Source organism: Pseudomonas poae (assembly GCF_001439785.1).
Taxonomy (GTDB): domain Bacteria; phylum Pseudomonadota; class Gammaproteobacteria; order Pseudomonadales; family Pseudomonadaceae; genus Aquipseudomonas; species Aquipseudomonas poae.
Genome location: NZ_JYLI01000006.1, coordinates 240,011 through 264,801, shown reverse-complemented (window position 1 = coordinate 264,801; position 24,791 = coordinate 240,011). Strand labels below are relative to the sequence as shown.

At 61.3% G+C, this 24,791-nt stretch carries 20 protein-coding genes; 2 read left to right on the top strand and 18 right to left on the bottom strand.

Features of this window, described 5'->3' with window-relative positions; genetic code table 11:
* Nucleotides 1-318: 318 nt before the first annotated feature.
* From TU75_RS10075 to fliS, 14 genes are all read right to left on the bottom strand, one after another.
* The gene (locus TU75_RS10075; RefSeq protein ID WP_060548829.1) at nucleotides 319-657 is read right to left on the bottom strand and encodes an Hpt domain-containing protein; all 339 of its coding nucleotides are present in this window, start codon (nucleotides 655-657) and stop codon (nucleotides 319-321) included.
* A 30-nt stretch (nucleotides 658-687) separates the two neighbouring features.
* Nucleotides 688-2,406 (bottom strand): ATP-binding SpoIIE family protein phosphatase, encoded by a 1,719-nt coding sequence (locus TU75_RS10070; RefSeq protein ID WP_060548828.1) that lies wholly within the window; start codon nucleotides 2,404-2,406, stop codon nucleotides 688-690.
* Nucleotides 2,403-2,708: an STAS domain-containing protein gene (locus TU75_RS10065; RefSeq protein ID WP_003230976.1), complete on the bottom strand. Its 306-nt coding sequence runs from the start codon at nucleotides 2,706-2,708 to the stop codon at nucleotides 2,403-2,405. The genes TU75_RS10070 and TU75_RS10065 overlap by 4 nt, the downstream gene beginning before the upstream one ends.
* Nucleotides 2,709-2,806: 98 nt before the next feature.
* Nucleotides 2,807-3,256 (bottom strand): flagellar export protein FliJ, encoded by a 450-nt coding sequence (fliJ, locus tag TU75_RS10060; RefSeq protein WP_003230974.1) that lies wholly within the window; start codon nucleotides 3,254-3,256, stop codon nucleotides 2,807-2,809.
* 3 nt (nucleotides 3,257-3,259) lie between these two features.
* Nucleotides 3,260-4,618: a flagellar protein export ATPase FliI gene (gene fliI, locus TU75_RS10055; RefSeq protein ID WP_003230971.1), complete on the bottom strand. Its 1,359-nt coding sequence runs from the start codon at nucleotides 4,616-4,618 to the stop codon at nucleotides 3,260-3,262.
* The gene (gene fliH, locus TU75_RS10050; protein ID WP_060548827.1) at nucleotides 4,608-5,372 is read right to left on the bottom strand and encodes a flagellar assembly protein FliH; all 765 of its coding nucleotides are present in this window, start codon (nucleotides 5,370-5,372) and stop codon (nucleotides 4,608-4,610) included. The genes fliI and fliH overlap by 11 nt, the downstream gene beginning before the upstream one ends.
* A gap of 10 nt (nucleotides 5,373-5,382) precedes the next feature.
* Nucleotides 5,383-6,402 carry a flagellar motor switch protein FliG gene (gene fliG, locus TU75_RS10045; RefSeq protein WP_003230967.1) on the bottom strand — a complete coding sequence of 340 codons (1,020 nt, stop codon included), beginning with the start codon at nucleotides 6,400-6,402 and terminating at the stop codon, nucleotides 5,383-5,385.
* Nucleotides 6,395-8,170, bottom strand: coding sequence for a flagellar basal-body MS-ring/collar protein FliF (gene fliF, locus TU75_RS10040; RefSeq protein ID WP_003230965.1), 1,776 nt, complete (start codon nucleotides 8,168-8,170; stop codon nucleotides 6,395-6,397). Before fliF ends, fliG begins: the two co-directional genes overlap by 8 nt.
* A gap of 16 nt (nucleotides 8,171-8,186) precedes the next feature.
* Nucleotides 8,187-8,516, bottom strand: coding sequence for a flagellar hook-basal body complex protein FliE (gene fliE / locus TU75_RS10035; RefSeq protein ID WP_003230964.1), 330 nt, complete (start codon nucleotides 8,514-8,516; stop codon nucleotides 8,187-8,189).
* A 370-nt stretch (nucleotides 8,517-8,886) separates the two neighbouring features.
* Nucleotides 8,887-10,263, bottom strand: coding sequence for a sigma-54-dependent transcriptional regulator (locus tag TU75_RS10030; RefSeq protein ID WP_060548826.1), 1,377 nt, complete (start codon nucleotides 10,261-10,263; stop codon nucleotides 8,887-8,889).
* A gap of 4 nt (nucleotides 10,264-10,267) precedes the next feature.
* Nucleotides 10,268-11,479, bottom strand: a complete 1,212-nt coding sequence (locus TU75_RS10025; RefSeq protein WP_003230959.1) for a sensor histidine kinase — start codon at nucleotides 11,477-11,479, stop codon at nucleotides 10,268-10,270.
* 109 nt (nucleotides 11,480-11,588) lie between these two features.
* Nucleotides 11,589-13,064, bottom strand: a complete 1,476-nt coding sequence (locus TU75_RS10020; RefSeq protein WP_060548825.1) for a sigma-54 dependent transcriptional regulator — start codon at nucleotides 13,062-13,064, stop codon at nucleotides 11,589-11,591.
* A 168-nt stretch (nucleotides 13,065-13,232) separates the two neighbouring features.
* Nucleotides 13,233-13,529 carry a flagellar protein FliT gene (gene fliT / locus TU75_RS10015; protein WP_003230955.1) on the bottom strand — a complete coding sequence of 99 codons (297 nt, stop codon included), beginning with the start codon at nucleotides 13,527-13,529 and terminating at the stop codon, nucleotides 13,233-13,235.
* A 25-nt stretch (nucleotides 13,530-13,554) separates the two neighbouring features.
* Nucleotides 13,555-13,959 carry a flagellar export chaperone FliS gene (gene fliS, locus TU75_RS10010; RefSeq protein WP_003230953.1) on the bottom strand — a complete coding sequence of 135 codons (405 nt, stop codon included), beginning with the start codon at nucleotides 13,957-13,959 and terminating at the stop codon, nucleotides 13,555-13,557.
* A 220-nt stretch (nucleotides 13,960-14,179) separates the two neighbouring features.
* Here fliS and TU75_RS10005 point away from each other — a divergent pair, with 220 nt between their 5' ends.
* Nucleotides 14,180-15,304, top strand: a complete 1,125-nt coding sequence (locus tag TU75_RS10005; RefSeq protein WP_003230952.1) for a DegT/DnrJ/EryC1/StrS family aminotransferase — start codon at nucleotides 14,180-14,182, stop codon at nucleotides 15,302-15,304.
* 73 nt (nucleotides 15,305-15,377) lie between these two features.
* Nucleotides 15,378-19,682 (top strand): glycosyltransferase, encoded by a 4,305-nt coding sequence (locus TU75_RS10000; protein WP_060548824.1) that lies wholly within the window; start codon nucleotides 15,378-15,380, stop codon nucleotides 19,680-19,682.
* Between the two features lie 343 nt (nucleotides 19,683-20,025).
* On the opposite strand, the gene fliD is transcribed toward TU75_RS10000, so the two are convergent.
* The 4 genes from fliD to TU75_RS09980 form a co-directional block, all read right to left on the bottom strand.
* Nucleotides 20,026-21,426 (bottom strand): flagellar filament capping protein FliD, encoded by a 1,401-nt coding sequence (gene fliD, locus TU75_RS09995; RefSeq protein ID WP_060548823.1) that lies wholly within the window; start codon nucleotides 21,424-21,426, stop codon nucleotides 20,026-20,028.
* 81 nt (nucleotides 21,427-21,507) lie between these two features.
* Nucleotides 21,508-21,858, bottom strand: a complete 351-nt coding sequence (locus TU75_RS09990; protein ID WP_003230946.1) for a flagellar protein FlaG — start codon at nucleotides 21,856-21,858, stop codon at nucleotides 21,508-21,510.
* A gap of 76 nt (nucleotides 21,859-21,934) precedes the next feature.
* Entirely contained in the window at nucleotides 21,935-23,356 is a 1,422-nt protein-coding gene (locus TU75_RS09985; RefSeq protein WP_060548822.1) for a flagellin N-terminal helical domain-containing protein, read from the bottom strand.
* Nucleotides 23,357-23,621: 265 nt separating this feature from the next.
* Entirely contained in the window at nucleotides 23,622-24,551 is a 930-nt protein-coding gene (locus tag TU75_RS09980; protein ID WP_003230942.1) for a ketoacyl-ACP synthase III, read from the bottom strand.
* Between the last annotated feature and the right edge of the window lie 240 nt (nucleotides 24,552-24,791).

Sequence of the window (24,791 nt, the reverse complement as noted above, 5' to 3'; positions counted from 1 at the left end):
TGGAAGAACGCAATGAATCAATTTGCGATTCTGTACGGAGATCGATTTATCAGGCCGACCTGGTAAAGATAGGGCCTGCCTGACGGCAGGCCGTAACCGGCCCGAACACAAAAAATCTGACACTCTCGGTCGCCTGAGCTCAAGAGCCGGAGCAACGCAGATCAAAAGCGGTGTGATATCCATCAGACAAATGGAGATTCAAATGTGGGAGGCAAACAATCCCGGTCGGCTCCAAGGCCGCCGCACTCTTGCTTTTAATCGGGGAGCCCCTTCAGCCGGGCCAAGAATGATCGCCTCCGCCGTAAGGGCGGAACCCAATCACCCCGCAAAAACCCGCTGTAGCTCCCGCTTATACATGGCCCGAACCAGAGCAAACTCGCGGTCAATCTGATCCACCAATCCGCCAATATCCCCCGCCGACGCCATCTCCAATTCCTGACACAACAAGGCCAACTGCACCGCTCCCAGGTTCCCGCTGCTCCCCTTGAAACTGTGCGCAATCTGCCGCAACGCCTGCGTATCACCACCCGCCTTGTGCAGCGCCTTCACCCGCTCTTCAGAGTCATGCAAAAAGGTATCCAGCAACTGCGGATACTCCCCCTCCATCACCTCCTGCAAACCCGCCAACACCTGCGGGTCCATATGAACATCAACCACTTGCTCGCTCCTTGATCAAGAATCGCCGGATTATGCCAGAGCCCCCCAGCAAAACTCCACGCACACACTGCGCCCGCCATCCGACCAGCCTACAGTGCTGCTCAATTGACGCACCAGGCTGAGCCCCCGGCCAGACAGACGGTCGATATCCAGCGGCCGCGCCAGTATCTGCTCCACGTCAAAGCCCTGACCACTGTCCTCAACGCGCAAGCTCAGGGTGCCGCCGGTATCAGTGGGCACCACCTGCACATGCACGCGCACAAATCCCGTGTCCAGTTGCGCCAACCGCTCGTTGCGCAGACGGTAATACTGCGCAAACCCCTCGGCATCGCGCTTGAGCCGCGAGTCCAGCCCCAGCACGCCATGTTCCAGCGCATTGGAATACAGCTCGGCCATCACGCTGTAGAGCGCCCCGCTCTGCTCGCGCAGGCCGTGGATTTCCAGCAGCAGTTGCAGCAGGTAGGGCAACGGGTTGTAACGCTTGAGCGTGTCGGCGCGAAACTCGAAACTCACCGACCAGTCCAGCGGACACGACTGGCCGCTGTCGGCATACAAAGGCCCGGTCGCGCGCAGCGACTGGCCAGCCTGCAGGGTGATTTCCACCATGCTCACATCATCGCGCACCTCGCCGCGAAATGCCGCCAGCGCCTGCTCGATGTCTTCGAACAGGCGGTTCGGTTCGCGATTGGCGGCAAACACCTGCAGCAAGCGCTCGGCACCAAATAATTGTTCGTTGGTGTCGGCGGTGTCGAGCACGCCATCGGACAGCAAAAACACACGGTCGCCCAAGGCCATCGGCCAGACCTCGGTGCGGTCGTCAAACTGCTCCGCCGACAGCACGCCCAGGGGCAAATGCCGTGACATCAACGGCGTGCGCTTGCCCGTGGCGACCTCGTGCACATAGCCCTCGGGCATGCCGCCATTCCACACCTCCACCGCTCGCCGCTGGGTGCTCAGGCACAGCAGCGTGGCGCAGCAGAACATGTCCGCCGGCAGGATGCGTTTGAGCTTGGCGTTCATCTCGCGCAAGGTCTGAGCCAGGCCATAGCCCTTGGCGGTCATGCCGTAGAACACTTCAGCCAGCGGCATGGCGCCCACCGCAGCAGGCAAGCCATGGCCGGTGAAGTCGCCGAGCAGCACGTGCATGTCACCCGACGGCGTGTAGGCCGCCAGCAGCAGGTCGCCGTTGAACAGCGCATAGGGCGATTGCAGGTAACGGATGTTCGGCGCCGCGTTGATGCAGCCCGAATGGGCGACCTTGTCGAACACCGCCTTGGCCACCCGCTGCTCGTGCAGCAGGTATTCATGATGCTTGGCGATCAGGTCGCGCTGCTGCAATACCGTGGCCTGCAGGCGACGCAGACGGTCCATGGCGTTGATCTTGGCCGCGAGGATCACCGGGTTGTAGGGTTTGGCCAAAAAGTCGTCGCCGCCGGCATCCAGGCACTGTGCCAGGGCTTCGCTTTCGCGCAGGGAGGTGAGGAAGATCAGCGGCACCAGCGCTTCCCCCGCCAGTTGCTTGATGCGCCGCGCTGCCTCGAAACCGTCCATTACCGGCATCAGCGCATCCATCAATACCAGGTGCGGGCGTTCACGGGTGAACACCTCGACCGCTTCAGCGCCGTTGGTGGCGGTGAGCACCTGATGCCCCTGTCGCCGCACGATGGTCGACAGCAACAGCAGGTCGGCGGCGCTGTCTTCGGCGATGAGAATCGTCAGCGCCTCAAGCACGGGGGCCTGGACACTCATTCGATATCGAACAGTTTGTCGAAGTTGGAAATGGCGAGGATCTTGCGCACGTCGGAACTGCTGTTGACCACACGGATATAGGCCTTGTCGCCCCCCGCATGGTCGCGCAGCAACAGAAGCATGCCCAGGGCCGAGCTGTCCATGTAGGTGGTTTCCTTCAAGTCCACCACGACCGTCTCGGGCTTGGGGTAAACGTCTTCATAGACGTTGCGAAAATCCTGGTGGCTGCTGAAATCGAAGCGGCCCTTGATCACGATCGTCAACGTCTTCCCGTCCATGGATACTTTTTTTTCGACTGACATTTACTGCTTCCTTGTCATTGGCAATGTGACACAGGTTTAGCAGCTCAAAGGAATCCGAGCAACACAGCAAATCAATTGCACGAGAGCCCCTCCCACATTCAGAACGGGGACTGGCGAGGCAGACGTTGCGACAGCTCATCGAGCAGCTTCTGCTCGCGCTTGTCTTCCAGCGCGCGCGCTTCGTCGATGTAACGCTGTACCAGCTTGCGCAGGCCCTCGACCCGGGCATAGGCGGCCTGCCAACTTTCGCGCGCCTTGTCGAGGTTGTTCTGGTGCCAGGCCAGGCTCTGGCGCTGCTGGCCGACGGCGGTTTCCAGCTGGTTGAGAAAACCCTGGTACCCCATCAGCCACTGGCCGGACACGCCCTTGCTGCCACGGTCGATCCACTGCTGCTGGTACTCGCCGCGAAAGCGTTCAAGGTCGCCCAGCTTGCTTTCGGCCAGGCGGACCTGCCCCTGAAAATACCCCAGACGCTGCACCGCAGCTTTTTCGGCCTTTTCGGCCATCTCCACCACCGGCGCAAGGCGCGCAGAACGCGAGTTGGCCATGGCTTAGCCGCCCGGCGCGGGGGCGAAAATCGACTGCAAGTGAGCCTCGCTTTCGCCCATGCTGATGTTGTCGTTGAGGCCCTGGCGCAGGTAGGTCACCAGTTGCGGTTGCAGGGCAATCGCAAGGTCGGTCTCGCGGTCACCGCCGGCCACGTAGGCCCCCACGCTGATCAGGTCGCGGCTTTGTTGATAGCGCGACCACAGTTGCTTGAACTGCTGGGCCCGGGCCATGTGCTCCGGCGTCACCACCGACGGCATTACCCGGCTGATGGAGGCTTCGATATCAATGGCCGGATAGTGCCCTTCCTCGGCCAGACGCCGGGACAGCACGATATGGCCGTCGAGCACGCCCCGCGCCGAGTCGGCAATCGGGTCCTGCTGGTCATCGCCTTCGGACAATACCGTGTAGAACGCTGTGATCGAGCCCCCGCCCGCCTCGGCATTACCGGCGCGCTCCACCAGTTTGGGCAACTTGGCGAATACGGACGGCGGATAACCCTTGGTCGCTGGCGGCTCGCCGATGGCCAGGGCGATTTCCCGCTGGGCCTGGGCGAAACGCGTGAGCGAGTCCATCAGCAACAGCACGTTCTTGCCCTTGTCGCGAAAATATTCGGCGATGCGCGTGCAGTACATGGCCGCGCGCAAGCGCATCAGCGGCGCATCATCGGCAGGCGATGCCACCACCACCGAACGCTTGAGGCCTTCCAGGCCAAGGCTGTGCTCGATGAACTCCTTGACCTCGCGGCCACGTTCACCGATCAGCCCCACCACGATGATGTCGGCCTCGGTGAAGCGCGTCATCATGCCCAGCAGCACCGATTTACCCACGCCGGTACCGGCAAACAGGCCCAGACGCTGGCCGCGGCCAACCGTCAATAATCCGTTGATGCTGCGAATGCCCACGTCGAGTGGCTGGCTGATGGGGTTGCGATTGAGCGGGTTGATCGTGGGACCGTCCATCGGCACCCAGTCCTCGGCCTTCATGCCACCCTTGCCGTCGAGCGGACGACCGGCGCCGTCGAGCACGCGGCCGAGCATGCTCATGCCCATGGGCAGGCGGCCGGTGTCAGCCAGCGGCACCACGCGGGCACCAGGGGCAATGCCGGCAACGCTGCCGACCGGCATCAGGAATACCTTGCTGCCGGAGAAGCCCATCACTTCGGCTTCGACCTGCACCGGGTGGTAGCTGTCGTCGTTGATCACCAGGCAACGGCTGCCCATGGCGGCGCGCAGGCCTTCGGCTTCGAGGGTCAGGCCGACCATGCGCAGCAGGCGCCCTTCCAGAATCGGCTGGCCGGGCAACTGCGTGGCCTCGGCGTAACCGCCCAGGCGCTTGGCGAAGCTGGTGCGATCAAGGCGCATCCGGGCGGTCCAGGTCGATATTGATATCGGGTTCGCCCGGGTTCATGGCCTGTTCGTGCTGCTGGTCGAGCAACTTGGCCATGATCTGGCTGATGCGGGTTTCCACCGTGGCATCGATGCGGCTGTGTTCGGTCTCGACCCGGCAGCCACCGGGCTGCAGCGCGGCGTCCTCGACGATGCGCCAGGTTTCTTCATGGCGCTCGCGCAAGGCTTTGACCTGCTCGAAGTCCTGCGGATTGATGTACAGCCGCACGTTGCCGACGCCCAGAGGCAGCAATTTGAGCGCTTCGCGCATGACGCCTTCAATCTGGCTGGAGTCCAGCACCAGTTCGCGCTGGATCACTTGACGCGTGATGTGCTGCACCAGTGCGACCATCGATTTTTCGATCTGCGCATCCTGCCCGGCGATCGGTTCGAACAGCCCGTCCATCAGGCGCTCCAGGCTGGCGAGCTTGACACCCAATGCCACCTCGGCCTCCTGGCGCACCTTGAGGGTGGTGCTGCGAAAGCCGTCCTTTTCGCCCGCCGCGAAGCCTTCGTTGTAGGCCTCCTGGCGGATGGCCTCCAACTCATCGAGGGTCAGCGGCTGGACTTCATCCAGCGGCACTTCCTCCATCTCCACCGGGGTTTGCACCACCGGCTCGGGTTCGGGCTCCGGCACGTGCGGGTCGAAGCTGGGCAACGACCAGATGTCGAACCCGCCCACGTCCCGCGCGCGAATCAGGTCGCTGGGCGTTTCATCTTTGCTCGACATGGGCAGCGCCTTAAATCATTTCTTCGCCGCCCTTCCCGCCGAGAACGATTTCTCCGGCTTCGGCCATACGGCGGGCAATCGTGAGGATTTCCTTCTGCGCGGTTTCGACGTCGCTGACGCGTACCGGACCCTTGGCTTCCAGGTCGTCGCGCAGCAGTTCGGACGCGCGCTTGGACATATTCTTGAAGATCTTCTCCTTGACGTTCTCGTCGGAGCCCTTGAGCGCCAGCACCAGTACGTCCGAGGACACCTCGCGCAGCAACGCCTGAATGCCACGGTCGTCGACATCGGAGAGGTTGTTGAACACGAACATCAGGTCTTCGATCTGGCCGGACAGGGTATCGTCGATCTCGCGGATAGAGTCCATCAACTGGCCTTCGACCGAACTGTCGAGGAAGTTCATGATATCGGCCGCGCGCTTGATGCCACCCAGGGTGGTGCGCGAGGCATTCGAATTGCCGGAGAACTGCTTCTCCAGAATCGTGTTGAGTTCTTTGAGGGCCGCCGGTTGCACGGTGTTCAGCGACGACACGCGCAGGATGATATCCAGGCGCACCTTATGGTCGAAGTGACCGAGCACTTCGCCGGCCTGGTCCGGGTCCAGGTACGCGACGACGATGGCCTGGATCTGCGGGTGTTCGTAGCGGATCACGTCGGCCACCGCGCGCGGTTCCATCCACTTGAGGCTGTCCAGGCCGCTGGTGTTGCCACCGAGCAGGATGCGGTCGATCAGGCCGTTGGCCTTGTCTTCGCCCAGCGCCGAGGTGAGCATCTTGCGGATGTAGCTGTCGGAGCCGACGCCCAGGCTGGTCTGGTCGCCGACAATCTCGACGAACTCGCTCATCACCTGCTCGACTTGCTCACGGTGCACATTGCGCATCTGCGCCATGGCCACGCCCACGCGCTGGACCTCTTTGGGCCCCATGTGACGCAGCACCTGGGCGGCGTCGGTTTCCCCCAGCGACAGCAGCAGCACGGCGGCTTTGTCGACTCGGGAGAGCTTGGCAACAGCGGCTCGATTATCACTCATCTGCGTTGATCCACTCTTTCACGACCTGGGCCACACGGCCCGGGTCTTCTGCTACCAGACTCTTGATTGCGTTCAGCTGAGCGTCATAGCCTTCGCTCGGGCTGGGCAACAGGATGCTTTGCGGGCCGCCGAGGCTGACGCGGTCGTTGGCCAGTTCGCCGTCCAGACCGCCCATGCCACCCAACTCGACGTCGCCACCGGCCAGGGCCAGTTGCTTCTTGCCGTTGCCGGTGATGTTATTGAGCACCGGACGCAGCACACCGAACACCAGCACCAGGATGAACAACACCCCCAGCACTTGCTTGACGATGTCCCAGAACCACGGCTGGGTGTAGAACGCCGCTTCAGCGATGACTTCGCCACGCTCGGCAGAGAACGGCATGTTGATCACGCTGACGCTGTCGCCACGGCTGGCGTCGAAACCGACGGCGTCCTGCACCAGGCGGGTGAAGCGCGCCAATTCGTCGGCGGTCCACGGCGCACGGGTCACGGCGCCATCGGCGGCGTTGACCTTGACCTGGTCATCGACCACCACCGACACCGACAGGCGATTGATGCGGCCCTGCTGCTGCTTGGTATGGCTGATGGAACGGTCAAGCTCGAAGTTCTTGGTGGACTGGTTACGCTTGTCCGCCGGGTATGGCGCAAGCATCGGCTGGCCGGTGGCCGGGTCCATGATCTGTTGGCCGTTGGCGTCGAGCAGCGGCTGCCCGGCGGCAATGGCGCCCGCCGTCGCGGCGGCGCCACCGGTGGTTTGCGGGGCAGTGGCCGGCGTCGGTGGCTGGTTGCTCAGGGCACCCGGCACACCTTGCGGGCCACTGCTGGCGGTACGTTGTTCGCTGGTCGATTGCTCGCTGCGCAGCGCGGGCTGGTCCGGGTTGAACTGCTCCGAGGTCGACTCGACGGCGCTGAAGTCAACATCGGCGGACACTTCGGCCTTGTAGCGGTCGTTGCCCAGCACCGGTTGCAGGATGTTATGAACCCGCTGGGTGAGCATGCTTTCCATGCGGCGACTGTAGTCGAACTGCTTGCCGGCCTGGGTCAGCGCAGAGTTTTCGGCCATGTCGGACAAGAGGTTGCCCTTCTGGTCGACCACGGTGATTTGCGACTTGCTCAATTCGGGAACGCTGGTGGCCACCAGGTTGACGATCGCCAGTACCTGGCCAGGCTCCAGGGAGCGGCCGGAAAACAGCTCGACCAATACCGAGGCGCTGGGCTTGCGCTCATCGCGCACGAACACCGAGCTTTTCGGAATCGCCAGGTGCACACGGGCGCCCTTGACGTTGTTCAGGCTGGAGATCGTGCGTGCCAGTTCGCCTTCCAGGCCACGACGGTAGCGGGTGGCTTCCATGAACTGGCTGGTGCCCAGGCCCTGGTCCTTGTCGAGGATTTCAAAACCGATATTGCTGTCGGACGGCGTCACGCCAGCGGCGGCCAGCTTCATGCGGGCACGGGCCACGTCATCGGCCTTGACCAGCAGGGCGCCGGAGTTGGGCTCTACTGTATAGGCGATGTCGGCGGCGGCGAGGGTTTCCATGATCTGCTTGGAATCCATGCCCGCCAGGCTGCCGTACAACGGACGGTAATCGGGTTGCTGCGACCACAGCACCACGGCAAAACCAATCGCCACGCTCGCTGCCAGGCCGACCATCAGGCCTACCTGACGCAGCATGGTCATTTCCGAGAGGTTTTCCAGGAACGACAGGCCAAACAGCGGCGGCTTGCCACCTGCCTTGGCGGGTACGTTATCGGTGACTGCTTCTGCCATGACTTAACTCTCGCCCTTAAACCGGCATCTGCATGATGTCTTGGTAAGCCTGAACCACTTTGTTACGCACTTGGGTCAAGGCTTGAAAGGAAACGCTGGCTTTTTGCGAGGCGACCATCACATCGGTGAGGTCCACGCCGCTTTTGCCGATCTCGAACGCGGTGGCCAACTGGCTGGAGGCTTGCTGGGTGTCGCTGACCTTGTTGATGGCCTGACCGAGCATGTCGGCAAAATTGCTTTGGCCCAATTCCGGCACGGGTGCGACGGATTTCGGCCGGGCCATGGCGTCCATTTGCATGGAGCGCATATCCAACATCAACCGATTGAACTCAATACCCTGGCTCATGACCTTCTCTCTCCGACAACCCGCAAATTTTTGACACTACGCAGCAGTTATCAGGGGTAGGTGCAACAAGGGTGCCAGCTCTGCAGCAACTCGTAAGAAAAGGCGACAAAGCTGGTCGGACTATATTCCACACAGCCACTAACGACGACTACAGACCTGTGGCGAGCAGGCTTGTCCTGCGTTGGGCTGCGCAGCAGCCCCAAAACCAGGCGCTGAGCAGCATCAGGTACACCGCGTTTTGCTGGATTGGGGGCGCTTCGCACCCCAACGCGGGGCAAGCCCGCTCGCCACGGAGAATCTGAGCTTTATTGAACGGCATTGGGACAAGCCTGCTTGCCACAGGAGCCGAGCAAACCTGTGGAGGGTTGACTCAGGTGGCGAAGAGGTAGGCTTCGACGTCCATGCCGGCGTCGCGCATCTGTGCCAGCTTGTAGCGCAGGGTACGCGGGCTGATGCCCAGGCGCTCGGCGGCCTCTTTGCGGCGGCCGCGCTCGGCACGCAGGGTGTCGATGATCATCTGGAATTCGCGGCGACGCAGGTCGTCGCCCAGTGCGCCGGCCGATTCAGCTTCGGCGACCACGGGCGCCGGTGCCAGGCTCGGCAACGGCGCCGCGCCTGTGCCGGTGGCCAGGCAGAAGTCCTGCGGCTGGATCAGGCCGCCCTGCTGCAGGATCAACGCGCGCTGGATCGCATTGTCCAGTTCGCGCACGTTACCCGGCCACGGGTAGCCGATCAGGCAGGCCTGGGCCTCGGCCGACAGCCGTGCCTGGGCGTGCTTCATTTTTTTGACGTGGTTGCGCAACAGGCGCTCGGCCAGCGGGATGATGTCCGCCGGGCGCTCGCGCAACGGGCGCCAGGCCAGGGGGAACACCGACAACCGGTAGAACAGGTCTTCGCGAAAGCGCCCCGCCGCCACTTCGCCCGCCAGGTCGCGGTTGGTGGTGGCGACCACGCGAATGTCCAGCTGGATCGGCTTGCGCGCGCCTACCCGCTCTACTTCACGCTCCTGCAATACCCGCAGCAGCTTGGCTTGCAGGCCCAGGGGCATTTCCGAGATTTCATCGAGCAGGATGGTGCCGCCGTCCGCTTGCTCGAACTTGCCGGCCTGGGCCGCGATGGCACCGGTGAACGAGCCCTTTTCATGGCCGAACAAGGTGGCCTCGAGCATGTTGTCAGGGATCGCTGCGCAGTTGATCGCGATAAACGGTTGTTTGGCGCGGCTCGATTGCTGGTGGATGTAGCGCGCCAGCACTTCCTTGCCGGTGCCGGACTCGCCGGAAATCAGCACGGTGGAATCGCTGCGCGCCACACGGGCCGCCAGCTCCAGCAATTGGGCGCTGGCCGGTTCGAAGGCAATTGGGCCCTCGCCGTCGGGATTGGAAATAACGCCAAGGGCGTGCCGGGCAACCAGCTCTATAAGCGCCTTGGGCTCGAATGGCTTGACCAGATAATCCGCAGCGCCCTGGCGCATGGCATCCACCGCGCGCTCGACGGCACCGTGGGCGGTCATCAGCAGCACCGGCAGTTGCGGGTGGCGCGCGCGCAGCAGGCCGAGCAATTGGTGACCGTCCATGCCGGGCATGTTCACGTCGCTGACTACCAGGCTGAACGCCTCCTGCCCCACGGCTGCCAAGGCGTCTTCAGCGGAACCGACCGCACAGTAGTCATGGCCCGCCAGCAGCAGCGTGTCAGCCAATGCTTCACGCAGGGCGCGATCGTCTTCCACCAACAGAACCTTGATAGCCATGTCCTTACTCCGTGCCTGCCGCGCTGGTAAACAGCGGCAAGGTCATCAATGCACAGGTGCCGCGCCCCAGCCGGGAATGCAGCAGCAATTCTCCCTGATGGGCACGCGCCACGGCCTTGACCACGGTGAGGCCCAGGCCCGTGCCGTTGGTCTTGGTGGTGAAAAACGGTTCGCCCAGACGCTGCAGCACCAGCGGGTCAATGCCGCTGCCGCTGTCGCTGATGCACAGGCGCAGGGTTTGCTCACGGCTGTACAAGTGAATCTTCAGGCGTGCGCCAGGGCCGCTGGCCTGGGTGGCGTTTTCGATAAGATTGAGCAGCGCGCCCACCAGGGTGTCGCGGTTGCACAGCAGCTCACCGAGGTGGCTGTCGCACTGCCAGCGCACTTGCACGTCCTGGATATGAGTGGCAGCGGCGGCCTGCAACGCCTGCATCAGCGCCGCCGGGGTGACGCGGTCGGTCAGCGGTAATTCGCCACGGGCAAACACCAGCATGTCGCGCACCTGATGCTCCAGCTCATGCAGGCGCTCTTTGAGGCGTCCGGCAAAACGCTGGTGGGTGGCGGCGGGCAATTGCTCGTCAGTCAAATGACTGGCGTAGATCAGCGCGGCCGACAGCGGCGTGCGGATCTGGTGCGCCAGAGAAGCGACCATACGGCCCAACGACGACAACCGTTCATGGCGTGCCAACTGGTCTTGCAGGTGCCGGGTTTCCGTCAGGTCGTTGAGCAGCACCAGTTGACCGGGCTCGGCGTCAAGAGAACGGGTGGCGATGGACAGGCGGCGTCCGTCCTTGAGAGAGATTTCATGACCGTCGTCTTCACGCGGCGCAAAGCAGCGAGCAATGACTTCACGCCACAGCTCGCCTTCGAGCGGCAGGCCGAGCATGTCGCAGGCGGCCGGGTTGGCCTCGCGCACGCGGCCCTGATCGTCAATCACGATGACGCCCCCGGGTAACAGCGAGAGCAGGTTTTGCAGACGATTGGCCAGACGCTCTTTCTCGGCCAGCTCTTGCATCCGCTGGGCGCTGACCACCGCCAACTCGCCCTTGAGCTCGGAAACCCGGGCTTCCAGCAGGCTGTAGGAATCGGTCAGTTGGCTCGACATCTGGTTGAACTGGGAGAACGCCTGCTCAAGACCCTGGCGGATCGGCGACTCTACAGGCGGAACCAGCCCCTGGATGGCAGGGGCCGAGGATAGCTGGGCGGCGTGGGGCATGATGCTCTCTCGCTGGCTGACCGTCAGTTAAACGGAACGTTGCGAGAGCTGTAGCAATACCCGTGCCTAAAAAAATAAGCTTACTTTTCAGTCAGTTGAAAAACAGGCGTCAATCATCTGCCTGTTCATCACCTTCCCGACGGCTCATTCCGTACTTGCGCATCTTCTCCACCAGGGTGGTCCGACGGATGCGCAGTCGCTCTGCGGCGCGGGCGACGATGCCGTTGGCGTCGTCAAGCGCCTGTTGGATCAGGCCTTGTTCCAGGTTGCCGAGGTAGTCTTTCAGGTCAAGACCTTCGGGCGGCAGCATCGCGGTGGAACCGAAGTCCTGAGCATGGCCGTTGATGGCCACTCGCTCCTCCATGTCACTGCGCAGGCTGTCGACCATCTGCTCGTCTTCATCGTCGACGTAGCGGAATTTCTTCGGCAACTCGACCACACCGATCACACCGTAGGGATGCATGATCGCCATGCGCTCCACCAGGTTGGCCAGCTCACGGACGTTGCCCGGCCAGCCGTGACGGCACAGGGACATGATCGCGGCCGAGTTGAAACGGATCGAGCCGCGTTTTTCATGTTCCATGCGCGAGATCAATTCGTTCATCAACAACGGGATGTCTTCCACGCGCTCGCGCAGCGGAGCCATCTCGATGGGGAATACGTTGAGGCGGTAGTACAGGTCTTCGCGGAAGCTGCCGACCTCGATCATGCTTTCGAGGTTTTTGTGGGTGGCCGCGATGATGCGCACGTCGACGCTCTGGGTCTTGTTGCTGCCCACACGTTCGAAGGTGCGCTCCTGCAACACGCGCAACAGCTTGACCTGCATCGGCAGCGGCATGTCGCCGATTTCGTCGAGGAACAGGGTGCCGCCATTGGCCAGCTCGAAGCGCCCGGCACGGCTGGTGATGGCACCGGTGAAGGCGCCCTTCTCGTGGCCGAACAGTTCGCTTTCGAGCAACTCTGCAGGGATCGCCCCGCAATTGACGGGTACAAAGGGCCCGTCGCGCCGCTTGGAATGATAGTGCAGGTTGCGCGCGACCACTTCCTTGCCGGTGCCGGACTCGCCCAGAATCAGCACGCTGGCGTCGGTATCGGCCACTTGCTGCATCATCTGGCGCACGTGCTGGATCGCGCGGCTGGTGCCGACCAGGCTGCGGAACAGATTGGGTTCGCGGTGACGGCCGCGCTCGCGGGCCTGGTCGTACATCTCGCGATAGACCTGGGCACGGTGCAGGGAATCGAGCAATTTGCTGTAGCTGGGCGGCATTTCCAGGGTGGACAACACGCGGCGGCGCTGGTCTTCGGGCAACTCGACCGAAGAAATATCGCCCATCAGCAACACCGGAAGGAACTCATCCCAGGTCGACAGTGTCTTTAACAGGCCCAAAACTGCGCCAGGAGCATTTACCGTCCCGATCAGCACACAGATGACTTCACGGCTCGATGACAATGAGCTGACCGCCTGCTGCCAATCATGGCTGCCACAGGGCAGATTTTCTTCGCCAAGAAAATTCAAAATCACCGCCAAATCGCGGCGGCGAACGCTATCGTCATCAATCAGCAGAATTTTGGTTTCACGCCACATGCAATAGCAACTTCCCTAGTAAAACTTCCTGCCCCAGTGTGAGGGCAATCAAGACGCCTGTAGGACTTATTACCTTGTAGACGTCTGAAATCTGAAAACAACACTAGTTAAGTCAAAAAAACCTGCGCAGTCAAATTTATGACGCGCATCAGGGTTAGCCGACTCTGTTCAACCAAACAGATGGTAGACCTTTGACGCGTTTTTCGCCTGGTTGATCTGCGACATCTCTTCGAAAATCGCCTGCCGCTCCCCCGTCGTCACCTCGAGCAACTGCTGATACACCGCCAGCAGGCTTTCCAGTTTTTCACGCAACGCATCCTCATTGACCGGCGCTTCGCTGAGCACCTGGTCGATCACATCGCGGCAGCCCAGGTCGAGTTCGCCGATAGCCTCCCAGTTACGGTCCGCCAGCGCGCCCACCAGCGCCTCACGGGTTTCATCAATGCGTTGCAGTGCATGACTCATGACGTATTCCTCAAGGCCGGTGGCCTTACTGTGCGGCGCCTTGTGGGGTAGCGATACCATCCCAGCCTTGCTTGACGGTAATCATCAAGCGCGCAACTTCGTCGATCATCTCGGGGTCGTTGTGCAGGTTGGCTTCCATCAGACGGTTGGTCATGTAGGCATACAGACTTTCCAGTTGCTGGACATACGCCGGGTCTTCGCTTTTTTCAGCGTCCAGACCGTCGCGCAAGCCGATGATGATATCCACCGCCTTGCCGAGCATCAGCCCCTTTTGGGCGATGTCGCCACGCGCCAGCGCACCCTTGGCCTGAGCCATGCGGTCAAGCCCACCCTCCATCAGCATCTGCACCAGACGGTGCGGACTGGCTTCAGAGATCTGAGCATGGGAATTGACCTTCTGGTATTGGCGAAGGGCTCTCATGGGATTCATGGTTCTACCTCGTAACAGGCGACAGCGGAAAGATTTCAGTAACGTTTATGTCGACGCGATTACCCATAACTTTAATCCCACGGTTATCAAAAAAGCCAATGCACTCAGCATTGGCTTTTTGCGTCGTGCCGCGAGGGCGCCATAAATCCGATTGGTACAGTTCCTGCTTTGCCCCTTTCCAATCGTAGGAAACGATATTTAATTGACAGTCGCGGGCACCATGAAAAATATCATCAAGTTGTTAGTGCCAGAGATGCCGAAGGTCGAGCAGATTCTTCCGTACTGGCAGCAGATCGATGAAAACCGCTGGTACACCAACTTCGGCCCGCTGGTCTGCGAACTCGAAGATCGGCTCTCGCGCTCATTCAGTCGCGAGCCGACAAAGGTGCACGTAGTGTCAATGGCCAATGGCACCTGTGCACTGCAAATCGCCCTCGAAGCGTTGAGGCTGCGCAAGGCTGGCCGGGTGCTCGTGCCGGGGCTGACTTTCGTCGCCACCGCCACCGCCATTATCCGTGCGGGGCTGACCCCGCTGATCAGTGATGTAGATCCCAACAGCTGGCTGCTGACACCCGCGATAGCACGTGCGGCACTCGCTGAAACGCCGTTTGACGCAGTGATGCCTGTCGCGACGTATGGTTGCCCTCAGGATGTCGCGGGCTGGGACCTGTTCACCGCCGAAACCGGCATCCCGGTGGTGGTGGACGCCGCAGGCGCCTGGGGCAATCAACAGGTCGGCCTGACCACCAAAGTCGCCTTCAGCCTGCACGCCACCAAGGCGCTGGGCGGCGGCGAAGGCGGTTTCGTCGCCGCCCGCCACCACGCGTACGGCCAGAGCATGCGCGCACTCAGCAATTTCGGCATCGACGCCCAGAGCGGCGGCCTGGTGTTCGATGCGGGCGAGAACGGCAAGATGAGCGAATACCACGCCGCCGTTGCCCTGGCCGCGCTGGACAACTGGCCGACCGTCGCCGACACACGGCGCAATCTGCATCAGCGCTACGCCACACGCCTGCTTGAAAAAATTCCCGCGCTGAAACTTCAAGTCAAACCTGCGGACGGCGTGTACAGCCTGATGCTCGTGTTACTGCCGCCCGGCTTTCGCGGGGTGGACATTCAATTGCGCCTGCTCGGCGAAGACATCGAAACCCGCCGCTGGTATTGCCCTCCCCTGCACGGCCACCCGGCTTTCCAGGCCTGCGCGGCCGGTCCGCTGCCGGTAGTCGACCTGCTGACCGAGCGCCTGCTGGGTTTGCCCTTCCATCTGTCACTGACCGATGCAGACATCGAACGCGTGATCGACTGCCTGGCAGACCTGCTCACCAATCAACCGACAGCGCCATGACCGACAGCCGGTTCAACCTCCGCCCCTTGTTCAAACTGGTGTGAGCATGACAACTATTCCTTCAGCCCCACACATGCCGCTGGTCAGCATTGCGATACCGGCCTACAGCCCTCGATTCTTCGAGGCGGCATTGAGCAGTGCGCTGAACCAACGCTACGCCAATATCGAAGTGGTGATTACCGATGATTGTCGCGACGACGGCGTCCGCCTGATTACCGAACGCCTGATTGCACAGTCGACTGTGCCGGTGCGTTACCTGCACAACGAACAGCAGTTGGGCGGCATGCTCAACCTTAACCGTTGCATGCAGGAGTCCCAGGGCGAATACATCAAATTTCTCAACGACGATGACGTACTGCTGCCCGACTGCGTCTCGCGCATGGCGGCGGTACTCCAGGCACGCGGCGACATCGCGCTGGTCACTTCGCGGCGCACGATAATCGATGCCCAGGGTGAGGCGCAGCCGGATATCCTCGAAACGTGCGGTGTATTCAGCGAAGACACCTGCCTGCACGGCGAAGACATCATTTCGCTGCTCTGCGACTGGCCGGTCAATTTCATCGGCGAGCCCAGCACCGTGATGTTTCGCCGCGCGCAGTTGAGCGACAAGCTGCCGCACATCTGCGCCCTGGGCGGCGTGGTGATCCGCGCCATCAACGACCTGGCGATGTTCGTGAACCTGCTGCAGCACGGTAACCTGGCGTTCCTGCATGAGCCGCTGTCGCTGTTTCGTCGACATGCCGACCAGCGTCAGAACCAGCCCGATATGAAAGCGTTATTCACACAGAGCCGCGCCGACTTCGTCGAGCAGATTCATGCGCTGGGGTTGTATCGCCCTCAGTTCCAGGCGCAGGTGCGTCGCAGGCCCCTGCCTGGTCCTCAGGCCTTCAGATTGTTTGCGCTGCGCGATGCTTACACTGCCTCCGGTGCCGACGCAGCGGTCTCGGCGGTCTCGGCAGCCAACGCCGAAACATGCGACTTGCTGGAGGTGCAGCGGCCCGCTCTGCCGGACAGCGAGCCACCCGTGGCGGTGGTTATCCATGCCTTCCATCCGGATATGCTTCTGGACATCCTGAAGCGCCTGATTCAGTTGCATGAACGCCTGCATCTCTACGTCACCTGCATGGCAGAACGTGAAAATGAAGTACGCGAGCATTTAGCGGCGAGCGGCCTGGGTTATTCACTGTTCCGCGTGCCCAATCATGGGCGCGATGTGCTGCCCTTTTTGAACGTACTGCCGTTTTTACGCGCCGATAATATCCACACCCTGGTCAAGCTGCACACCAAGCGCTCGGTGCACTTGGGCGTGAAAAATTCCTGGGCCAGCGACCTGTTCGATGATCTGCTCGGCCCGGTGCGCTTTCGCCAGTCGGTGGAGTACCTGGCCAATCCGACGCACCATCCGTTGCTCGGTACGGAGCGCTACCGCCAGGCGGTGACCACCCATCTGGCTGAAAAAAACCGCACTCACCTGCTCGCTCTGGCCGAGCGTGCCAGCATTGATCCGCAGCACATCGACGAGGCGGATTTCTTTGCCGGCACCATGTTCTTCGTGCGCCTTGAGGCCCTGGCCCCGCTGGAGCGCATGCACCTGACACGTGCCGACTTCGAAACCGAAGCCGGCCAGCTTGATGGCACGCTTGCCCACGCGTTCGAACGTTTTTTCGGCGTGCTGGGACATCTCGGTAAACAGCAGCGCAATGTCCACCTGTATCAGCGCTGGCTGGAAACCCGGCAACTGGCCGCCAGCGAATTCGAAGGCCTGCCGGCGCGGCTGGCCAGCTGGCCGCAGCAGCCCGGGGTGTTGCTGGTGGTGACCGATACCAGCGGTGACATGGCCGCCTTGCGCGCGACCCTGGACAGCATCCACAGCCAGGTCTATCAGGCGGCGGCCATCGCCATACTGTCCAATGCCGAACCCATCGGGATAACCCCGGCCGACAATCTGGTGTGGCTGCCGCTGGCAGAGTCCTGGCCGAGCCAGCTCAATGAATTGCTGCAAGGCATCCAGGCCGACTGGTGCTACCTCCTTCGCGGCGGCGACCAACTCGCCCCCCATGCCGTGCTGCTGCTCGCCGAAGGGATCGCGCTGACCCCCGGCATCATCGCCTGTTACAGCGACGAGGATTCGATCACCGCCTCGGGCTGTCAGGATCCGGTCTTCAAGCCGGACCTCAATCTCGACCTGTTGCGCAGCTACCCGTATGTGGGCCGCGCCCTGGCCTTCAGCCGCGACGCCGCCCTGCAGGCCGATGGTTTCGATCCCGCCTTCGCGGAACTGGCGCCCCATGACCTGCTCTTGCGGTTGATCGAAGCCTACGGGCTGGGCAGCGTGGGCCATATCGCCGAAGTACTGGTGCACCAGGCCATCAACTTCGGCCAGTGGCTGGGTGAAGCACAGGTGATCGCCCACTCTGCTGCGGTCGTCGAGGCACACCTGCGGCGCCTGGGCGTCGCGCACCAATTGCGCACCGGCCCCCTGCCGATGGTGCACCGTGTGGTCTATCAGCACCCGACAACACCGTTGGTGTCGATCATCATCCCCACCAAAGACCAGTTGCCTATGCTGATGCGCTGCATAGAAAGCCTGATGGAGAAAACCCGCTACACCCATTACGAACTGCTCATCGTCGACAACAACAGCCAAACCGCCGAAGCCCGTGAATGGTTCGCCGGCATGGAGCGCCTGAACGACGCCAAGGTGCGCATCCTGCGCTACCCGCACCCTTTCAACTATTCGGCCATCAACAACTTTGCCGTCAGCCGCGCCCGTGGCGAGTACCTGGTGCTGCTCAACAACGACACCGCCGTCATCGACGGCGATTGGCTTGACGCCCTGCTCCATCACGCCCAGCGCCCGGAAGTCGGCATCGTCGGCGCCAAACTGCTGTTTCCCAACGGCACGGTGCAGCACGCCGGCGTGGTTCTTGGCTTGCGCGGCGTGGCAGATCACGCGTTCATCGACAGCCCGATGCTGTCCAACGGTTACCTGCACCGCCTGCAGATCGATCAGAACTACAGCGCTGTGACCGCCGCCTGCCTGATGATCCGCACCGAGCTGTATCGCCAGGTGGGCGGGATGGACGAGGCCGGCCTGGGGGTTTCCTACAACGATGTGGACCTGTGCCTGAAAGTCGGCCAGGCCGGGCAACTGGTGGTCTGGACGCCTTACGCGATACTGATGCACGAGGCCAACGTGAGCCAGAATCAGGTCGACAAGGCCACTCAGGACGCCAAGCTCGAGCGCTTCAAGCGCGAACAGGCGGTGATGTACCAGCGCTGGCTGCCGCAGTTGGCGAACGACCCGGCCTACAACCGCAACCTGACCCTCGAAGGCAGCGGCTTCGCGTACGAATGCCGCAGCGAGGTGGGCTGGCATCCGTTCGCCAGCCGCGCGCTGCCTTACGCAATGTGCTACCCCGGCGACTCCTTCGGCAGCGGGCATTATCGGGTGCGTCAGCCTTTCGCCGCCTTGCAGGCCGCCAGGTTGATCGACGGCGAAGTGAACGATTTGCTGCTGCAACCAGTGGAACTGGAGCGCCTGGCGCCGGACACGATCATCTTCCAGCGTCAGTTCACCAAAACCCAACTGGAAGTCATTCAGAACGCTCGGTCGCTGTCCAAGGCCTTCAAGGTGTACGAGCTGGACGACTACATCCTCGATGTCCCCGCTGGCAACCTGACCCGCTCGCTGTTTCCCAAGGACATTGCCAAGCGCCTGAAAAAAGCCGTGGGCCTGTGTGATCGACTGGTGGTCTCGACCCAACCGCTGGCCAATGCGCTCAAAGGCTACAATGCCGACATTCGCGTGATGGAGAACCGCCTGCCCGCCCAATGGTGGAGCGGGCTGAGGAGCTTGCGCCAACAAGGGCACAAGCCTCGGGTGGGCTGGGCCGGTGGCTCAAGCCACGGTGCCGACCTGCAGGTGATTGCCGAGGTGGTTCGCGAACTGGCCGGCGAGGTGGACTGGGTGTTCATGGGCATGTGCCCACCTGCACTGCGCCCCTTTGTCCACGAGTTTCACGGTGGCGTGAATATCGACCAGTACCCGGCACGCCTGGCAGCCCTGAACCTGGACCTGGCGCTGGCGCCGCTGGAAGACAACTTTTTCAACGCCTGCAAAAGCAATCTGCGACTGCTGGAATACGGCGCCTGCGCCCTGCCGGTGATCTGCTCGGACATCCTGTGTTATCGCGGTGACTTTCCGGTAACCCGGGTCAAGAACCGCTCCAGGGACTGGATTGCCGCCATTCGCGAACACCTGGCCGAACCGGACGCCAGTGCGGCCGCTGGCGATGCCTTGCACAGAGTGATACTGGACAAGTGGATGCTCAGGGAGGACAACCTGCTGGCCTGGCGAGAGGCGTGGCTGCCCTGACTGGGTACGGGGAACGCTTCCCAGCAATGGAGCTATTTTGTGGCGAGCGGGCTTGCCCTATTGCCGTTCAGTTAAGCGCAGATTCCCTGTGGCGAGCAGGCTTGTACTGCGTTGGGCTGCGCAGCAGCCCCAAAATCAGGCGCTGAGCCGTATCAGGTACACCGCGTTTTGCTGGATTGGGGGGCGCTTCGCACCCCAACGCGGGGCAAGCCCGCTCGCCACAATAAGCCCACACATTTTCTTTAACTGAACGGCAATAGGACAAGCCTGCTCGCCACAGCGGATATCGGCGATGCATAAAAAAGCCCGGACCAAAGACCCGGGCTTTTGCCAATCGGTTAAATCAGTTGTTTTTCTGATTGTTCAGCGCGTTGAGCGTACCCAGCACGTTGTTACTCTGCTGGCGCAACTGAGCCACCAGGGTGTCCATCGCCGCGTACTTGTTGGTCAGCGTGGTCTGGTAGGCATCGATACGCTGATCCAGCGCAGTCTGCTGCTTGGCCAGGTCCTTGAGGCTGTCGGACAGCGACGTGGAGCGCGTTGCCAACAAGCCGGTGGTCGGTTTGGCGTAGGCATCGGTTGCGGTAGTCAAGCGCGCCAGCAAGCCGTCCTTGCCCGTGAAGATGCTGCTCAAGTCCGCAGCGTTGGTCTTCATCGCGTTGTCCCACTGCTTGTCGTCGATCGACAGCAGGCCGGTGGTCTGGTCGGTTTCGACGCCGAACTGGGCCAGGGATTTCAACGCACCGCTGCCCGACATGGTGTTGAACTCGTTGCGAATCGCCGATTGCAGCGTGCGCATGGTCGAGTCACCGGTCAACGTGGCCGCCACGGGGTCGCCTGCCGCGTTTTTGGTCACCGCTGTTTCTGCCGTCATCGCCTTGAGCAAGGCGTTGTAGGTATCGACGAAACCCTTGACGCCGGACTTGAGTGCCGTGGTGCTGGTGCTGACGGAGATGGTGAGGGCAGTGCGTACAGGATCCTTTGAAGTGTCTCCCGCAGTCGCCAGCGGCGACACCGTCAGCAACTTGATGCTGACCCCGCTCACCGCATCGGTAATGTTGTTGGACTTCGATTCGGCGGCAATGCCATCGATGGTATACTTGGCGTTCTGCGGCGGGTTGACCACCGTGTAGCCGGTATCGACGCCAGAGTTGCCGGACATGGTCAAATCCGTGCCTGCACCACCATTGGTCGAAGTCAGGATCAACCGCGAGCCGTTGGAGTCGGTGAGGATGTTGGCACTCAGGCCCGCGGTGCCGAACTGCGAGTTGATCGAGTCACGCACCTGTTGCAGGGTCGCGCCGGGCGCGACGCTAACGTCGAAGTTCTTGCCTGATTGCGAGATGGTCAGTGTGGTGGCCGTGTCGCCCTTGTTGACCACGCTCGACGCGCCGCCGGCAAAGTTAGTGCTGCTCAACTTCGAAGGCTGGGCCAGTTGCGACACCACCAGCGAAAACGTCCCGTTGGAGGCGCCCGCCCCTGCGGTCATGGTGGCGACTTTTTCGTCCGAGGACGTACCGACCAGGCCACTGAAGCTGTTGTCGGTGCCCTGGGTCTTGAGCGCGCCACGGAACGCGTCCAGGGCTGCCTGGATCTTTCCGATGGACGAAAGTTGAGTGGTCGCTTTTTGCGATTGCGTGTTGATCTGAAGCTGTTTCGGTGCTTTTTCAGCATTTACCAGCGACGTAATGATCCCGCTGGTATCGATACCAGAACCCACACCACTAACCGTTGTACCCGCCATCATCGTGCTCCTAATTCGGTAGTTGCCGTTTTCTTGACGAGCAACCCATCAAGACATCACCGCAACAAGTTTCATGCCAGCTCAGACCTTTTCGTCGAACAGCACGTGACTGGCATTTGCCAGGTTCTGCGCCAACTTCAAGGCTGTTTCCGAGGGAATCTGGCGAATCACCTCGCCACTGTCGGTGGCGATGACCTTGACCACCACCCGGTGGGTAGAGTCGTCGATCGAAAAATCCAGTTTGCGCTGGGCCGCTTGTACGAATTCGCGAATATCGGTAACCGCTTGCTCCAGATCAGCCCGTTCCGGCTTGCCGGGGATCGGCGCGATGGCCTCGACCTTGGTCTTGTCCTTGTCCGCCACGAGGGCGGCCGGTGCGCTTTGAGGTGCAACCGGTGGATAAGACGAGGCTAGCTTTACACTCATGTCCATGTCCAATCTCCTCTAAAACCGAAACGACGAAAGGGCACGTTAAACGCGCCCTTCCGTCAGTCACCAAGCGCGGTTATTACTGAAGCAGCTTCAGTACAGCGGATGGCAGCTGGTTGGCCTGCGACAGGATCGCGGTAGCGGCCGATTGCAGAGTTTGCTGTTTGGTCAACTCGGCTGTTTCAGCAGCGAAGTCGGTGTCTTGTACAGTCGAACGTGCAGCGGTGGAGTTCTTCTGAATGTTGGTCAGGTTGTCTACGGTAGTGGTCAGACGGTTCTGAACAGCACCCAGGCCCGAACGTACGCTGTCGATGCCGCCGATTGCCTTGTCGATCACTGCCACTGCGGCCTGGGCGTTGAAGGCACTGGTCACGTCGGTTTGAGCGATGGTGGTTTTGGTCGACGCTGCGGCAGTACCGGTAGCGGCGAACAGACCGGTTACACCGTTACCGTTCAGGGCATAGCCTTTGGACGAGTCAAGGTTCACGGAACCGGTAGCGGTCAGGCCGTTAGCCAGGGCAACAGCGGTGCCGTAGTTGCCCGAACCATCTTTGGTGGCAACGGTGATCGAGCCGGCTGCGGTAGCAGCACTGAAGGCCAGGTTCTCACCGGAGTCGGATTTAACCGACAGAGTGCCTTTGGCTTCGTCGTAGTTGACGCTGATACCAAGCTTGGCGGAGTTGGATTTCAACTGGTCGGCCAGGCTGGCAGTGTCGGTTACGCCGGTGAACGTGGTGGTCTGGCCGCCAACGGTCATGCTGAACGAAGCTGGAGTGGTCTTGGCAGCAGCACCAACGGAGAACTGAGCTTCAGTGCTGGCGGTAGCCGACAGGCCGCCTACAGCGCCGTTCAGTTGGCTGGCGATGGTTTTGGCCGAAGAACCTGCCGCGACAGTGACGCTGGCAGTCTGGCCGTTACCGGTGATGCCTACTACGCCGCCGGCTACGCCGCTCGCGGTTGGAGTGATAGCAACACTTTTGATCTGCTGCGAACCGATGTTGTTGGCGGCTACGTTGTCCAGGCTCAGGTTGATGGTTTCGTTAGCGTTGGCGCCAACCTGAATGGCTTTGGTGCCGTACGAACCGTCGAGCAGCTTCTGGCCACCGAAAGTAGTGGTCTGCGAGATACGGGTCAGTTCCGAAGTCAACGCCTGGTATTCTTCGTTGTTCGAAGTACGGTCAGCATCGCTCAGGGAGCCGGTGGCCGAGGACAGAGCCAGGGTACGCATCTTTTGCAGAATGTCGGTCGAAGCCTGCATTGCGCCTTCAGCGGTCTGCGCGATGGAGATACCATCGTTGGCGTTCTTGACCGCTTGGCCCAGGCCGTTGATCTGGCTGGTCAGACGGTTGGAGATCTGAAGGCCCGAAGCGTTGTCTTTAGCACTGTTGATGCTCAGACCAGTGGACAGACGCTGCATGGAGGTTTGCAGCGAGTTGGCCGCTTTGCCAAGGCCGACCTGGGTAGTGATGGAAGAAATGTTGGTGTTTACTGTTAAAGCCATGACGAAATCCTCGATGGTGGTTTACTGCGGCTTCCGGCCCTGGCAACCGCCGGGTGTGCCTGAGAACCTTCGTAATAGTTATCGTCGTGTGAGCCGGTTGCTTGAGGTTTTTTTTGAATATTTTTAATAGCCCCGTGCCACCCCTTGCAATTCAAGGGTTTACGCGAGCCTGAAACACCGTAATCGCGGGTTTTTCTGGCGCCAAATAAAAAACGCCGATGATCTTTCGATCATCGGCGTCTTGTGTGGCAGCTATATTAAGGTGTCACGGGCGATACAGAATCGCCGAGCCCCACGACAGGCCCACACCGAACCCGCTGATTGCCACGCGTTTCCAGGTGGCGTCCATCACGTGCTTTTCCAGCAGCAACGGAATGCTCGACGACACGGTGTTGCCGGTCTCGACCATGTCCTTGATGAACTTGTCCACCGGTGCATCTTCAAAACGCCGCGCCACGGCGTCGACGATGGCCGCGCTGCCCTGGTGAATGCAAAAGGCATCGATCTCGTCAGCCTTGAGATCCGACTCGTTGAGCAGCTCGTGCAAATGGGCTGGCACCTTGAGCAAGGCAAAGTTGAAGACCTGACGGCCGTTCATGAAGAACACGCCGTCGCTGACCTTGAGGTGCGGCGCGCCGGAACCATCGGTGCCGAACTTGGACTTGCCGAGCAACCAGGGTGCATCTTCGGCCATCCAGGTAGCTGTGGCGGCATCGCCAAACAGCATGGTGGTGTTGCGGTCTTCGGGGTCGACGATTTTCGAGTACGGGTCGGCGGTGATCAGCAGGCCGTTTTTCAGGCCGGTGGCTTCCATGAAGCCTTTCATCGCGTAGATGCCGTAGACGTAGCCGGAGCAGCCCAGGGAAATATCAAAGGCGGCCACGTGGGTCGGCAGGCCGAGTTTGTCCTGCACGATGGCGGCGGTGTGAGGCAGCCCCTCTTCGTCGCCGTTCTGAGTGACGACGATCAGTGCGTCGATCGACTCGCGCTTCAACTGCGGGTTGTTGGCAAACAAGGCGTTGACCGCCTCGACACACAGGTCGGAGGTTTCCTGCGCAGCTTCCTTGCGTGGCAGGAACGCCGACCCGATTTTGCCAATGATGAATTCTTCATCCTTGGCGAATTTGGCACCCTGGGCGTAGTTATCGATCCCTTCTGCGGGCACGTAACTGGCGATGCTTTTTATGCCAATCATTGTGGCTTCCCAATACCGAATAGCTGGAGAACACCCCCGGGACTGCGCCTGGAGTGCTGACAATAAGAGGGGGTAACCCCGTAAAATCTCGCTGAAAGCCGCGCCGCACGGTGTGCTGGGCGACTTATCCTTTTCACACGATACAGTGAAGATGCGCTTAATGACTCACAGGTCACTCAATTTTCTGCGCTTTGTGCAAAACCCTTCAACAATTTAGCCGTGAAAACGACAACGGCCCAC